Source organism: Streptomyces californicus (assembly GCF_000717645.1).
Classification (GTDB): domain Bacteria; phylum Actinomycetota; class Actinomycetes; order Streptomycetales; family Streptomycetaceae; genus Streptomyces; species Streptomyces californicus.
The window spans coordinates 1-13013 of record NZ_JNZZ01000042.1 but is presented as its reverse complement, the minus strand read 5'-3'; the positions used below and the strand labels follow the sequence as shown (position 1 = coordinate 13013).

Genomic DNA, 13013 nt, shown 5'->3' with positions numbered 1-13013 from the left:
CCCCGGCCACCCCGTCCCCACCTCGCGAGGAGTCCCGTGATCGACCACCAGGTACGCGTCCACCCCAGTGCCGCCCGGCTGCCCCGCGAGGAGCAACTCGCCTGGAAGCTGGCGGTCGTCGCCACCGGCACCCAGGAGGCCGGGGAGCTGGACCCGGACGCGGCGGCCATGGCCGCCAACCGGATCATCGACAACGCGTCCGTCGCGGTCGCCTCCCTGCCGCGCCGCCCGGTCGCCGTCGCCCGCGCCCAGGCCCTCGCCCATCCCGCCGCGACGCCCGGCGCCTCCGTCTTCGGGACCACCGGCCGGGTCTCGCCGGAGTGGGCGGCCTGGGCCAACGGCACCGCCGTACGGGAGCTGGACTTCCACGACACCTACCTGGCCGCCGACTACTCCCACCCCGGCGACAACATCCCGCCGCTCCTCGCCGTCGCCCAGCACACCGGGCGCTCCGGCGCGGACCTGCTGCGCGGGATCGTCGCCGCCTACGAGGTGCACGTGGCGCTGGTGAAGGGCATCTGCCTGCACGAGCACCGCATCGACCACGTCGCCCACCTGAGCGCCGCCACCGCCTGCGGCCTGGGCGCCCTGCTGCGGCTGCCGACCGAGACGGTGTACCAGGCGGTCCAACAGGCGGTGCACACCACCACGGCCACCCGGCAGTCCCGCAAGGGCGAGATCTCCAGCTGGAAGGCGTACGCCCCCGCCTTCGCCGGAAAGGCGGCCATCGAGGCCGTCGACCGGGCCATGCGCGGCGAGACCTCCCCCTCCCCGATCTACGAGGGCGAGGACGGCTTCCTCGCCTGGCTGCTGAACGGCCCGGAGTCCGACTACACGGTCCGGCTGCCCGAGCCCGGCGAGGCCCGCCGCGCGATCCTGGACACGTACACCAAGGAGCACTCCGCGGAGTACCAGGCCCAGGCGCTGATCGACCTGGCGCGGCGGCTGCGCGAGAAGACCGGCCCGCTGGACAAGGTGCGCTCCGTGGTGCTGCACACCAGCCACCACACCCACAACGTCATCGGCTCCGGTGCGAACGATCCGCAGAAGTACGACCCGACCGCCAGCCGCGAGACCCTGGACCACTCGGCCCCGTACATCCTGACCGTCGCCCTGGAGGACGGAGGCTGGCACCACGAGCGCTCCTACGCCCCCGAGCGCGCCGGCCGCCCGGAGACCGTGGAGCTGTGGCGGAAGGTCACCACGGTCGAGGACCCGGAGTGGACCCGCCGCTACCACGATCCGGACCCGGAGCGCCGGGCGTTCGGCGGCCGGGTCGTGATCACGCTGGAGGACGGCTCGGTGGTCGAGGACGAACTCGCCGTCGCCGACGCCCACCCGGCCGGGGCCCGCCCCTTCGACCGCCCCGCGTACGCGCGCAAGTTCCGCACCCTCGCCGAGGGGATCGTCGCCCCGGACGCCCAGGACCGCTTCCTCTCGGCGGCCGAGCGCGTCGCCGAGCTGTCCACCACCGGCCTGGACGGGCTCTTCCCGGCCGTGGACACCGAGGCCGTCGCCGCGTACGACGCCACGCTCCCCACGGGCCTGTTCTGATGGCCCGCCCCCGTACCGCCCCGTACACCCCCGGCGCGCGCCCGACGGCGCCGCCGACGATCCGGAGGCACACCCCATGACCGCCACCGCACCGGAGATCCACCGCGGCCTGGCCGGTGTCGTCGTCGACACCACCGAGATCTCCACCGTCGTCCAGGAGACCAACTCCCTCACCTACCGGGGCTACGCGGTCCAGGACCTCGCCGCCCACCGCTCCTTCGAGGAGGTCGCCTACCTGCTCTGGCACGGCGAACTGCCGGACCCCGCCCAACTGGCGGACTTCCAGGCCCGTGAGCGCGCTCTGCGCCCCCTGGACCGCAGCACGCTGGAGCTGCTGACCCGGCTGCCCGACACCTGCCACCCGATGGACGTCCTGCGCACCGCCGTCAGCTTCTTCGGCGCGGAGGACCCGCTGGAGGACGAAGGCAGCCCGGTCGCCAACCGGGCCAAGTCCCTGACCCTGCTGGCGAAGCTGCCCACCGTGGTCGCCGCCGACCAGCGCCGCCGCCGGGGTCTCGCGCCGATCACGCCGGACCCGGAGCTGGGGTACGCGGAGAACTTCTTCCACATGTGCTTCGGCACGGTGCCGGAGCCGGAGGTGGTGCGCTGCTTCGAGATCTCCCTGATCCTGTACGCCGAACACAGCTTCAACGCCTCGACGTTCACCGCCCGCGTCGTCACCTCCACCCTCTCCGACCTCTACAGCGCGGTCACGGCGGCGATCGGCGCGCTGAAGGGCCCGCTGCACGGCGGCGCCAACGAGGCCGTGATGCACATGCTCAACGAGATCGGCGACCCGCAGCGGGCAGGGGGGTGGCTGGACGAGGCGCTGGCCTCCAACCGGAAGATCATGGGCTTCGGCCACCGGGTCTACAAGCACGGCGACTCCCGCGTCCCGATCATGCAGGAAGCCCTCGACCGCCTCGTCTCCCGCGCGGGAGACCCGGAGGTGACCCGCCTGGCCACCCTGCACGCGGCCCTGCGCCACGCCATGGTCACCCGCAAGGGCATCCACCCCAACCTGGACTACCCCGCCGGGCTCGCCTACCACCTCATGGGCTTCGACATCCCGATCTTCACGCCCATCTTCGTGATGAGCCGGATCACCGGGTGGACCGCCCACATCACCGAGCAGCTCGCGCACAACGCCCTGATCAGACCGCTCGCCTCCTACGACGGCCCTGTCCAGCGACCCGTGCCGCCCGCCTGAACCGCCCGCCCGCCCCGCGCACGGCCCCGCCCGGTGTACGCGGGGCGGGCAGGCGGACGCCGTATACAGGATGCGGCGTCCGCAGCCCCGGAGGAGCGACCCCGCGCCCCCGGCAGACCCACCCCAGGAGCTCTTCATGCCGCAGCGACCGACCACCCGCCTCCGCCGGCTGATCGGGGGCGACGGCATCCACGTCGCCCCCGGCGCGTACGACGGTCTGAGCGCACGGCTCGTGGAGGAGAGCGGCAGCGAACTCCTCTACGCGAGCGGCGGCGCCATCGCCCGCAGCTTCGGGGTGCCCGACATCGGTCTGCTGAGCCTCACCGAGGTCGTCGCGCGCATCGAGCAGATGGTGGAGGTCACGAGCCTCCCGGTGATCGCGGACGCCGACACCGGCTTCGGCAACGCGGTGAACGCCGTGCGGACCCTCGCGCTGTACGAGCGCGCGGGCGTGGCCGGGATGCACATCGAGGACCAGACCTTCCCCAAGCGGTGCGGCCACCTCGACGACAAGTCGCTGGTGAGCACCGACGAGATGGTCCGAAAGGTGCGGGCCGTCCACGAGGCCCGCACCGACCCGGACTTCGTCCTGATCGCCCGTACGGACGCCATCGCCACCGAGGGGCTGGACGCGGCGGTCGAGCGGGCCCACGCCTACGCGGAGGCCGGTGCGGACGTGATCTTCGTGGAGGCGCCGGAGACCGTCGAGCAGATCGAGCGGATCGCCGAGCGCGTCCCGCAGCCGAAGCTGATCAACATGTTCCACGGCGGCAAAACCCCGGTCGTCCCCAGGGAACGCCTCCGGGAGCTCGGCTACCGGCTGGTCATCGTCCCCTCCGACCTCCAGCGCGCCGTGATCACCGCCGTGCGGCGGACCCTGGAGGCCATCAACCGCGACGGCGACAGCGGCGCCGTACGCGAGGACCTGGCCTCCTTCGCCGACCGCGAGCGCGTCGTCCGTACGGCCGAGTACCTGGCCCTCGGCTCCTGAGCGCCCGCCGGGGCGGACCGTTCCCGGGCCGCCCGCCGGGCCGGGGAACCGGCAGTGTGCCGAGCGGCGCCGGAGCGCCCGCCCGGCCACGCGGCTACACGCGCGAGTTGCGCAGCGACTGCCAGACGGCGCCGGCCAGGGCCCCCGTCGCCCGGGGGACCGACAGGTGCTCGTGCGTGCGGTAGAGGTCCCAGTTGTAGCGGACCAGCGACAGCTTGCGGGAGGACAGCGACCCGGGCCGCGCGGCCCGGTAGACGGCGAGCGGTTCGGCCAGGCCCCGGGCGTCGTGGCCGTCCCGCATGATGCTCAGCCACAGCGCGTAGTCCTGCCGCTTGCGCATCTGCGGCATCAGCCGGGTGCCGAGGACCTTGCGGTCGTACATGGCGGTGAGGGCGCCGATGTAGTCCCGGCGCAGCATCGCGCGGTAATCGGCGTGCGCCCGCGCGCGGATGACCCGCCCGTTCGGGGTCCAGTCGGTGCTCTCGCCGGCGTGGTCGGCGTCCATCTTGAAGTACGAGGTGAACGTCAGCGGCGCATCGCCCTCAGCGGCGAACGCGAGCTGCTTCTCCGTCTTCTCCGGGAGCCACATGTCGTCGGAGTCGAGGAAGGCGATGTAGTCCCCGCGCGCCCGCTGCATGGCGAGATTGCGCGCCCGGCCCGCACCGCCCTGCTCGGGCGCCGTCTCCGGCAGGACGCGCTCGTCCTGCTCGGCGAACGCGCGCAGCAGTTCCATGGAGTCGTCGGTCGACCGGTCGTCGGTGATCAGCAGCTCCACGTCGCCGTGGGTCTGTGTGAGGACCGACCGGACCGCCGGACCCAACGTCGCCGCGGAGTTGTACACGGGCATCACGACAGACACCAGGGGCACGGGGGGTTCTCCTCACCGGATCGGGAACGTCCCATTCAAGCATCCTCCGGTGGCCGGATTCGCCGGGCGGTCGGCCGGGGCCCGGCACGCTCCTTTACCTTCTGCGCGCCCTAAGCTTACTCTGGAGTAAGTAACGGGTCTCCCAGGGGAGTTGCGTGTGAGTTCCTATCGAGTCGTCATGGTGGGCACGGACGGGTCCGCGTCCTCGTTCGCCGCCGTGGAGGGGGCGGCCCGGCTCGCGGCCGCCTGCGGGGCCGAGCTCGTCGTCGTCTGCGCCTACCAGCCGATGCACGGCCCGGAGCTCTCCCGGGCGCAGGACCAGCTCGGCGCCGAGGCGTACCAGGTGGTGGGATCGGCCCCGGCGGAGGACACCCTGCGGGCCGCACGGGACCGTGCGCGCGAGCAGGGGGCGCCGGAGGTGCGGACCCTCGCCGTTCAGGACGACCCGGTGCCCGCCCTGGTGAACGCGGCCGCCGAGCACGGGGCGGACCTGCTGGTGGTGGGCAATCGGGGCCTGCGCTCGCTCGCCGGCCGCATCCTGGGGTCCGTACCCGCCGACATCGCGAGGAAAGCCGGTCTCGACGTGCTGATCGTGCACACCACGTGAACCACCGGGACCCGGGCCACCCGGCGGGGGCGACGCCCGGCCCGTCGGTCCCGCCCGCCGTCGCCCTGCGGGACCTGGTGCTGGGCGCCACTCCCCGGTGGACGCGGGGCGACGTCGCCGAACGGGCCGGGGTGGGGCTGGAGCGGGCCGAGCGTGTCTGGCGCGCGCTGGGGTTCCCCGCCGTGGAGGACGGCGAGCGGGTCTTCACGGACGCCGATGTCGAGGCGCTCCGGGCGGTGGCGGGTCTGATCGAGGCGGGGCTGGTGACCGGCGAGAGCGAGACGATGGTGGTGCGAGCCGTCGGGTACCACCTGTCCCGCCTGGCCGAATGGCAGATCGACGTGTTCCTGGGATGGCTCGGCAGGGCCCCCGGATCCGGCACGGCCCGTGGCGACGAAAGCCCGCTGGAGCGGGCCGCGGAGCTGCTGCCGGAGCTGGAGGCGCTGCAGGCGTACGTCTGGCGCCGCCACCTCGCCGCGTACGCCGAACGGATCCCGACGGCGCCGGGACCGGCCGGGGAGCGGGACTCCGCAGCCGCCCCGCCGCTCCCCGGGGAGGCCGGGCTGCGGCACAGCGCCGTGGGGTTCACCGACATGGTGGGGTACACCCGGCTGACGCGCGGACTGGAGGGCGCCGAGCTCGGGCGGATGATCGACAGCTTCGAGAGCCTGACCGGCGACGTGATCGCCGAGGGGCGCGGGCGGGTGGTGAAGACCATCGGGGACGAGGTGTTCTTCGTCTGCGAGTCCGCGTCCCGGGCCGCGGACATCGCCCTGGAGCTGACGGCCCGCGCCCAGGACGCGCCCGAGCTGCCCCGGGTCAGGACCGGGCTGGCCTACGGGGAGGTCCTCGCCCGGTACGGAGACCTGTACGGGACCGCGGTCAACGCGGCGGCCCGGCTGACCGCGGTCGCCCGCCCCGGCACCGTCCTCGTCGACACGGCCTTCTCCGGCGAGCTGGCCGGGCGGCCGGAGTACGAGCTGAAGGGGCTGCGCCCGGTCTCCGTACGCGGCTTCCCCCGGCTGCGTCCGGTGCTGCTGCGACCCACCCGGGAGGGGCGGCGCAAGGCAGTCCGCTGACGGGGGCCCGCACCCCCGGCGAGGCGGGCGCGCCGCCGCCGGGGCACGCCCGCGGACGCCCACGGTGCCGGAATGTGTGCGCTACGGGATGCCCGGACACCCGGAGAGGGCGCAGCATGGACGGGAGGGCTGAGCCCACGGCGCTCCGTGCGCCGGCGGGCTCCGGGCGTGGAGGGAGCGTGCGATGGTCCACGGCACACCGCACGAGGCCGCCGGTCCCGGCGCGGCCGGGGGCGGCGACGGCGCGGCACGGGTTCCCGACGCGCCCGGGGCGGCGGGGAGCGGCGAGGGAGCCGGGGGCGACGACGGAGCGATGCCGGGCCGGGCGGGCGGCCTGCTGGACTTCCTGAACGTCGCCGCGGTCGTGGTGGACATCGAGGGCCGGATCGTGTTCTGGAGCCCGCAGGCCACCGACACCTTCGGGTTCACCGCCGAGGAGGCGCTGGGCCGGTACGCCGCCCGGCTGCTGCTCAGCGAGGAGAACCGGCACCGGGCGACCGAGCTGTTCGCCACCGTGATGGCGACCGGACAGAACTGGGCGGGAACCTTCCCCGTCCGGCACCGCGACGGCGGGACGCGGCGGGTGGAGTTCCGCAACGTACGGCTGCAGGACGACCTGGGGGACGTGTACGCGCTGGGGATCGCCGTCGACCAGAGCGCGCTGCACGACGTGGAGGGCCGCCTGGCCATCTCGGAGCAGCTGGTGTCCCAGGCGCCGGTCGGATTCGCCCTGCTGGACGCCGATCTCCGCTACCGGCTGGTCAACCCCGCCCTGGAGCGGATCAACGGGGTGCCGGCCGCCGACCACATCGGCCGCCGCCCCCGCGACATCCACCTCAGCGGCGAGGTGGAGAGGATCGAGTCCGCGCTCCGGCAGGTACTGCGGACGGGCGACCCGCTGATCGACCAGTACATCGTCGGACGCACCCGGGCCGACGCCGACCGCGACCACGCGTGGTCGGTGTCCTACTACCGGATCCAGGGCCCCGGGGGCAGGGTGATCGGGGTGGCGTCCTCGGTCGTCGACGTCACCGAGCGGCACCTGGCCGCCGCCGAGGCCGAGCGGGCCCGGAAACGGCTCGCGCTCCTCGCCGACGCCTCCGCCCGGATCGGCACGACGCTCGGCGTGGAGCGGACCGCCCGGGAACTCGCCGAGGTGGCGGTCCCGGACCTCGCGGACGTCGCCGCGGTCGACATCCTGGACGACGTGCTCACCAGCCGCGTCCGGCCCCGCACCGAGGAGGGCCCGGAACTCTTCCGGGCGCTGGCCGTCACCTCCGCGTTCCCCACCGAGGTCACCGCCGCCGCCGACCCGGTGGGAGAGGTCGCCGCCTACGGACCGGAGCGGCTGATCACCCGCTGCGTACGCACCGGCCGGCCCGTGCTCGTGGCCCGCTGCGAGGCGCGGGACCTGCGGCACATCGCCCGCGACGCCGACGCCGCCGAGGCCCTCGCCCGCTCCGGCGCGCACTCCTACCTCGCGGTTCCCCTCATCGCCCACGGCGAGACGCTCGGCGCCGTGGACCTGCTGCGCACCCGCAACCCCGCCCCGTTCGACGACGACGACGTCCTGCTCGCCCGGGAACTGGCGGCCCGGGCCGCCATCGCCATCGGCAACGCCCGCTGGCACCAGAACGTGCGCACCGCGGCCGAGACCCTCCAGCGCAGCCTGCTGCCTCCCGCGCCCCCGAAACGCCCCGGCCTGCGAGTGGCCTCCCTCTACCGGCCGGCCCGGTCCGCCAACGAGGTCGGCGGCGACTGGTACGACGTCATCCCCCTGGCCGGCGACAAGACCGCCCTCGTCATCGGCGACGTCATGGGCAACGGCATCGACGCCGCGGCGGCCATGGGCCAGCTGTGCACCGCCGCCCGCGCCTACGCCGCCCTCGACCTGCCGCCGGACGACATCCTCCGCCACCTCGACCGGCTCACCCACGGCCTGGAGCACTACATCGCCACCTGCCTCTACGCCACCTACGACCCCGGCACCGGCCGGTGCCGCATCGCCAACGCCGGGCACCTGCCCCCGGTGCTCGTCCGCCCCGGCCACAAGCCCCGCCTGCTGCCCCTGCCCCCCGGCGCCCCGCTCGGCGTCGGCGGCGTCGGCTTCGACACCGCCACCGTCCCCCTGCACACCGGGGACCGGCTCCTCCTCTACACGGACGGCCTCGTCGAGACCCGGGACGACCCCATCGACGAGCGCCTCGACCTCCTCCTGCGCACCATCGGCTCCCTCGGCCCGTCGCTCGACGACACCTGCGCCCGCCTCGTCGACTCCATGCGCAGGCCCGAGGACCCCGACGACGTCGCCCTCCTCCTGGTCGAGCTGGCCGAGACCCGGCACGACGCGTGAGGGCTTGCGCCCTCACCCCGTGAACGGAGCGGTCCGTCCCGGACGTGGTGGCAGGGTGGCGTTCCCCCCGGGCGGAACTCAGCGGCGTCGCACGGGCGTTCCTGGCGACGGCCCACCGCCACAGGCGGCGCGGGCAGCGCGTGCGGTGCGCGCCGGTTTCCGTCATCACCGTCCCGGCCGTGGCCGCCCCCGCCGGCCGCCGTGGAGGACGCCGTCTCCTCCGCTTCCCGTCCCGGAACGGGAACACCCGGCCCGGTCGGTACGGTTGCACCGACCGGGCCACCGGCGGGGGCGGGGCCCGCCGGGGGCCGCACGGTCGCCGCGGCCCTGCCCGCCGTCGTCCGGCCGCGCCCCGCGGTACGCCCGCCGGGCCCGCGGAACCGACGCACTTGTATGGAGGACTGTGTGATGACCGACCGGCCGTTGACGCTCATGGCTGTGCACGCCCACCCGGACGACGAGGCCACCGGAACCGGAGGGGTCCTGGCACGGTACGCGGCCGAAGGCGTGCGCACGGTGCTGGTGACCTGTACCGACGGCGGTTGCGGCGACGGACCGGGAGGCGTCAAGCCGGGTGAACCCGGGCACGACCCGGCGGCCGTCGCCCGCATGCGGCGCGAGGAGCTGGCCGCGAGCTGCGAGGTTCTCAAGATCAGTGACCTGGAGATGCTGGACTACGCCGACTCGGGCATGACGGGCTGGCCGAACAACGACGCCCCCGGGTCCTTCTGGAGCACCCCGGTGGAGGAGGGCGCCGCGCGCCTGGCCGACCTCCTCCGGCACTACCGGCCCGATGTGGTCGTCACCTACGACGAGAACGGGTTCTACGGTCATCCCGACCACATCCAGGCCAACCGCATCACGATGGCCGCGCTGGAGCTGACGGGGCTGACCCCGAAGGTGTACTGGACGACGGCCCCGCGCTCCATGATGGAGCGCTTCGGCGAGGTCATGCGGGAGTTCGGCGAGGACCTGCCGGAGCCCGATCCCGCCGAGGCCGCCGCGCTCGCCGAGATCGGGCTCCCCGACGACGAGATCACGACCTGGGTGGACACGACCGCCTTCAGCGGCCAGAAGTTCGACTCGCTGGCCGCGCACGCCAGTCAGGGCGAGAACATCTTCTTCCTCAAGATGGGCAGGGAGAGGTTCGGCTCGCTCATGGGCCTGGAGACCTTCGTCCGGGTCAGGGACACCACCGGCGCGCCCGTACCCGAGAACGACCTCTTCGCCGGCCTGCGCTGAGCGGTCTCCGGCGCCCCGCGCGGGCGGTCGCCCGAACGGGGCGCCGGAGGTCCGGCGGTCGGGGCCGCGGTCAGCGCCTGGCGTCGGCCTCCGCGGGCAGGACCTCCTCCGGTGCGGCCGACGGGCCGGGGATCTGCGGCGGTTCGGGCGCCAGGGTGAAGGTGATGCGGGCCCCGTCGCGGTAGTCCGGATCGATGGTGATGGCGCCGCCGTGGAACTCGACGATCTTCTTGCACATCGCCAGACCGATGCCGCTGCCGCTGTAGACGTCCTTGGTGTGCAGCCGCTGGAAGATGACGAAGATCTTCTCGGCGTACTCCGGCGGGATGCCGATGCCGTTGTCGGTGACCGTGAAGCGCCACAGCCCGTCCTCCCGGGCGGCGGCGATGTGGACCCTGGGGGCCTCGCCCGGGCGGCGGAACTTGACGGCGTTGCCGATGAGGTTCTGCCAGAGCATGACCATCTGGCTGGGGTCGGCGACCAGAGTCGGCAGAGGATCGTGAGTGATCTCCGCCCCGGCCTCCTCGATCGGGACGCTCAGCGCCGACAGGGTCTCGTCCACCGTCCTGTCCAGGTCCACGCTCTGGTGGGCGTTGTGGACCCGGCCGACGCGGGAGAAGTTGAGGAGGTCGTTGATGAGGACCTGCATGCGGTTGGCGCCGTCGACGGCGAAGTCGATGTACTGGTCCGCCCGTTCGTCGAGTTGGCTTCCGTAGCGCCGCTTCAGGAGCTGGGTGAAGCTCGACACCTTGCGCAGCGGTTCCTGGAGGTCGTGCGAGGCGACGTACGCGAACTGCTCCAGTTCGGCGTTGGAACGCTGGAGGTCCGCGGCCTGCGCGTCCAGGCGCAGCCGCGCCTCCTCGGTGAAGGCCAGCTCGTACACGAGGCGTCGCCGCATCGACTCGATCTCACCGCTCAGCCGCCGCAGATCGGCCGGTCCGGTCGGGGTGATGGGGTGGTCGAAGTCGCCGGCGGCGATGAGGCGGGCCTCCGCGCCCAGGTGCTCCAGCGGCGCGTTGATGCCCCTGCGCAGCCCTTCGAAGACGAGAGCGGCGAGAGCCACGATGAGCAGCGCGATGGCGCCGAACACCCAGTTGCGCAGGACCATGGTGGATTCGAGGTCCGCCCGGGCCCGGACGCGGTCCGCGCGGAACCTCTCCTGCTGGTTCTCCAGGGCGGCGCGGACGTCGTCGAAGGCCGCTTTGCCGTCGGCCAGCCGTTCCGCGGCGGCCGGGGAGGGCGCACCCGCCGGGGCGGCGGCGACGGGCCGGGCGATCCTCTCCTGCCACCTCGCCACGGCGTTCTCCACCGCTTCGAGGTCGGCCAGCCGCGCGGGGTCGCCGTGGACGAGTTCCCTGATCGACCGGATGTGCGCCTCCTGGTCGGCGAGTCCCTGCCGGTAGGGGGTCAGGAAGTCGGCCGTGCCGGTCAGGCCGTAACCGCGGATGCCCGTCTCCTGGTTCACCAGGGCCGTCTCCAGGCGGAACGCGGTGGACAGGGCGGGCGACCGTACGTCCGTGAGGTCGTCGCTGATCGACTGGGTCCGCCCGAGGACCACGCCGCCCACCGCCCCGAGCAGCGTCAGCACGACCAGGGACGTGGCGACCCCCACGCGCAGCCAGCGCCGTGTCGTCCAGGCGGCCAGTCTTCGGGTACGCGGCCGCTGGTCCTCGCCGGTCATCCTGAGCTCTCCTCCGATGGGGAAGCCGCCCTGGTGGGATGCGGCCAGCTCACTCTAGACCCTGGCGACAACGGATGTTGTCATCAGGGAACGCGGGGGCCTACAGTGCCGGGTATGCCGGGCATGGACTTCGTACTGCGGACCACTCCTCAGGAGACCGCCGACATCGCGGACGCGAGGATCGGCGACCTCGCGCACCACCTTGCCCGTCACCTGCGGGACGACGGGGCGCCCGCCCCGGCCGAGGATCCGGCCTACGCGCTGACCGTCCTCCACGTACTGGACCAGCTGCAGCGGGCCACCGAACGGCTTCAGCGGCTAGCGGCGGCGGACGCCGCCCGTGCCGGTGCCGGCTACCCGCAGATCGGCGCCGCATGCGACATGACCCGCCAGGGTGCGCGCCGCCGCTGGCCGGGACTTTTCCACCACTCCAACGAACGACCCACGGAGCATCCGACGATGACCACTCCCATCCGCCCCTTCGACGTGCTGCTCGTCGAGGACGACGTCGCCGACGCCATGCTCATCGAAGAGGCCCTCTCCGAGCGCGGGGCCCGCAACCTGGTCCAGGTCACCGACGGAGTCGCCGCGCTGGAGCACCTTCGAGACCCCGACGCCGCCCGTCCCGACCTCATCGTCCTCGACCTGAACATGCCCCGCATGAACGGTCACGAGCTGCTCAAGATCCTCAAGGCCGACGAGGAGCTCCAGGCGATCCCCGTGGTCGTCCTCACCACGTCCACCGCCCCGGACGACGTCACCGGCGCCTACACCAGCCACGCCAACGCCTACGTCAACAAGCCCGTGAATCTCGCGGAGTTCGAGCTGGCCGTGCAGAGCATCGACGCCTTCTACCTCGACACCGCGACGCGGGCCCGCCCGTAGACGAACGGAAGCGGCCTGCCGGGGACGGGAGAGCAGGCCGCGCGGACGGGCGTCCACCGGGATCTCCCGGCAGCCGGGCAGAGCGGCCGGCGCCCTTCCTTCTTCGACCCGCCCGGTCGACCGGGCGGTCCTGAGGGGCGGGCCGCGCCCGGTGTGTATCGCCGGTGACCTCGCGACGTGCACGCCGGGCGCGAGTACCGGTGCTCGATCGACCTGGTCCGCCACCGGTTCGCCGGCAGCGACCCGCTCGCTCGTGAGGCCGCGGCAGTGGTGGCGTCGCGCTACTTCGGCGAACCGGGCCGGGCGATGGACCTGATCGCCGTCACCGGGACCAACGGGAAGACGTCCGTCTCGTACATGACCGAGTCGGTGCTGCGGCTCGCCGAGCAGGCCCGCGTCGGAGTGATCGGCACCGCGGGCAGCCGGATCGGGGACGAGGTCATTCCGATGCCGCCCTCGGTGCTCAGCACTCCGGAATCGCCCGATCTCCAGTACCTGCTGGGGCACATGCGCGACCGGGCGTGCGGAACCGTCGTCCTGGAG

11 protein-coding genes are annotated in these 13013 nt (G+C 73.4%); 9 read left to right on the top strand and 2 right to left on the bottom strand.

Annotated features, from left to right (window positions below):
• Nucleotides 1-36: 36 nt before the first annotated feature.
• The 3 genes from IF19_RS0132625 (at nucleotide 37) to IF19_RS0132615 (ending at nucleotide 3755) form a co-directional block, all read left to right on the top strand.
• Complete coding sequence (locus IF19_RS0132625; protein WP_030119334.1) at nucleotides 37-1554, top strand: MmgE/PrpD family protein; 1518 nt, start codon at nucleotides 37-39, stop codon at nucleotides 1552-1554.
• 76 nt (nucleotides 1555-1630) lie between these two features.
• The gene (locus IF19_RS0132620; protein WP_030119335.1) at nucleotides 1631-2764 is read left to right on the top strand and encodes a bifunctional 2-methylcitrate synthase/citrate synthase; all 1134 of its coding nucleotides are present in this window, start codon (nucleotides 1631-1633) and stop codon (nucleotides 2762-2764) included.
• A 136-nt stretch (nucleotides 2765-2900) separates the two neighbouring features.
• Nucleotides 2901-3755, top strand: a complete 855-nt coding sequence (locus IF19_RS0132615) for an isocitrate lyase/PEP mutase family protein (protein ID WP_030119336.1) — start codon at nucleotides 2901-2903, stop codon at nucleotides 3753-3755.
• A 94-nt stretch (nucleotides 3756-3849) separates the two neighbouring features.
• On the opposite strand, the gene IF19_RS0132610 is transcribed toward IF19_RS0132615, so the two are convergent.
• Nucleotides 3850-4623 (bottom strand): glycosyltransferase family 2 protein, encoded by a 774-nt coding sequence (locus tag IF19_RS0132610; protein ID WP_030119337.1) that lies wholly within the window; start codon nucleotides 4621-4623, stop codon nucleotides 3850-3852.
• A gap of 178 nt (nucleotides 4624-4801) precedes the next feature.
• Here IF19_RS0132610 and IF19_RS0132605 point away from each other — a divergent pair, with 178 nt between their 5' ends.
• The 4 genes from IF19_RS0132605 to IF19_RS0132590 all read left to right on the top strand — a co-directional run bounded on the left by IF19_RS0132605 (nucleotide 4802) and on the right by IF19_RS0132590 (nucleotide 9904).
• Nucleotides 4802-5230 (top strand): universal stress protein, encoded by a 429-nt coding sequence (locus IF19_RS0132605; RefSeq protein ID WP_202479085.1) that lies wholly within the window; start codon nucleotides 4802-4804, stop codon nucleotides 5228-5230.
• Nucleotides 5227-6309 carry an adenylate/guanylate cyclase domain-containing protein gene (locus IF19_RS0132600; RefSeq protein ID WP_030121593.1) on the top strand — a complete coding sequence of 361 codons (1083 nt, stop codon included), beginning with the start codon at nucleotides 5227-5229 and terminating at the stop codon, nucleotides 6307-6309. Before IF19_RS0132605 ends, IF19_RS0132600 begins: the two co-directional genes overlap by 4 nt.
• 313 nt (nucleotides 6310-6622) lie before the next feature.
• Nucleotides 6623-8662: a SpoIIE family protein phosphatase gene (locus tag IF19_RS0132595; RefSeq protein ID WP_050494065.1), complete on the top strand. Its 2040-nt coding sequence runs from the start codon at nucleotides 6623-6625 to the stop codon at nucleotides 8660-8662.
• Between the two features lie 408 nt (nucleotides 8663-9070).
• Nucleotides 9071-9904, top strand: a complete 834-nt coding sequence (locus IF19_RS0132590) for a PIG-L family deacetylase (protein ID WP_030119341.1) — start codon at nucleotides 9071-9073, stop codon at nucleotides 9902-9904.
• A gap of 70 nt (nucleotides 9905-9974) precedes the next feature.
• Here the strand turns inward: IF19_RS0132590 and IF19_RS0132585 are convergent, their stop codons facing one another.
• The gene (locus IF19_RS0132585) at nucleotides 9975-11585 is read right to left on the bottom strand and encodes a sensor histidine kinase (protein ID WP_030277947.1); all 1611 of its coding nucleotides are present in this window, start codon (nucleotides 11583-11585) and stop codon (nucleotides 9975-9977) included.
• A 114-nt stretch (nucleotides 11586-11699) separates the two neighbouring features.
• On the opposite strand from IF19_RS0132585, the gene IF19_RS01000000135180 reads away from it, so the two are divergent.
• Nucleotides 11700-12470, top strand: coding sequence for a response regulator (locus tag IF19_RS01000000135180; RefSeq protein WP_030119344.1), 771 nt, complete (start codon nucleotides 11700-11702; stop codon nucleotides 12468-12470).
• A 207-nt stretch (nucleotides 12471-12677) separates the two neighbouring features.
• The coding region (locus tag IF19_RS0132575; RefSeq protein WP_248782510.1) for a Mur ligase family protein at nucleotides 12678-13013 on the top strand (336 nt) is incomplete at its 3' end.

Excerpts from the sequence above, each read along its gene's own strand:
- IF19_RS0132620 (WP_030119335.1), top strand. The coding sequence starts at position 1,631 with ATGACCGCCACCGCACCGGAGATCCACCGCGGCCTGGCCGGTGTCGTC.
- IF19_RS0132615 (WP_030119336.1), top strand. The coding sequence starts at position 2,901 with ATGCCGCAGCGACCGACCACCCGCCTCCGCCGGCTGATCGGGGGCGAC.
- IF19_RS0132605 (WP_202479085.1), top strand. The coding sequence starts at position 4,802 with ATGGTGGGCACGGACGGGTCCGCGTCCTCGTTCGCCGCCGTGGAGGGG.
- IF19_RS0132595 (WP_050494065.1), top strand. The coding sequence starts at position 6,623 with ATGCCGGGCCGGGCGGGCGGCCTGCTGGACTTCCTGAACGTCGCCGCG.
- IF19_RS0132590 (WP_030119341.1), top strand. The coding sequence starts at position 9,071 with ATGACCGACCGGCCGTTGACGCTCATGGCTGTGCACGCCCACCCGGAC.
- IF19_RS0132585 (WP_030277947.1), bottom strand. The coding sequence starts at position 11,585 with ATGACCGGCGAGGACCAGCGGCCGCGTACCCGAAGACTGGCCGCCTGG.
- IF19_RS01000000135180 (WP_030119344.1), top strand. The coding sequence starts at position 11,700 with ATGCCGGGCATGGACTTCGTACTGCGGACCACTCCTCAGGAGACCGCC.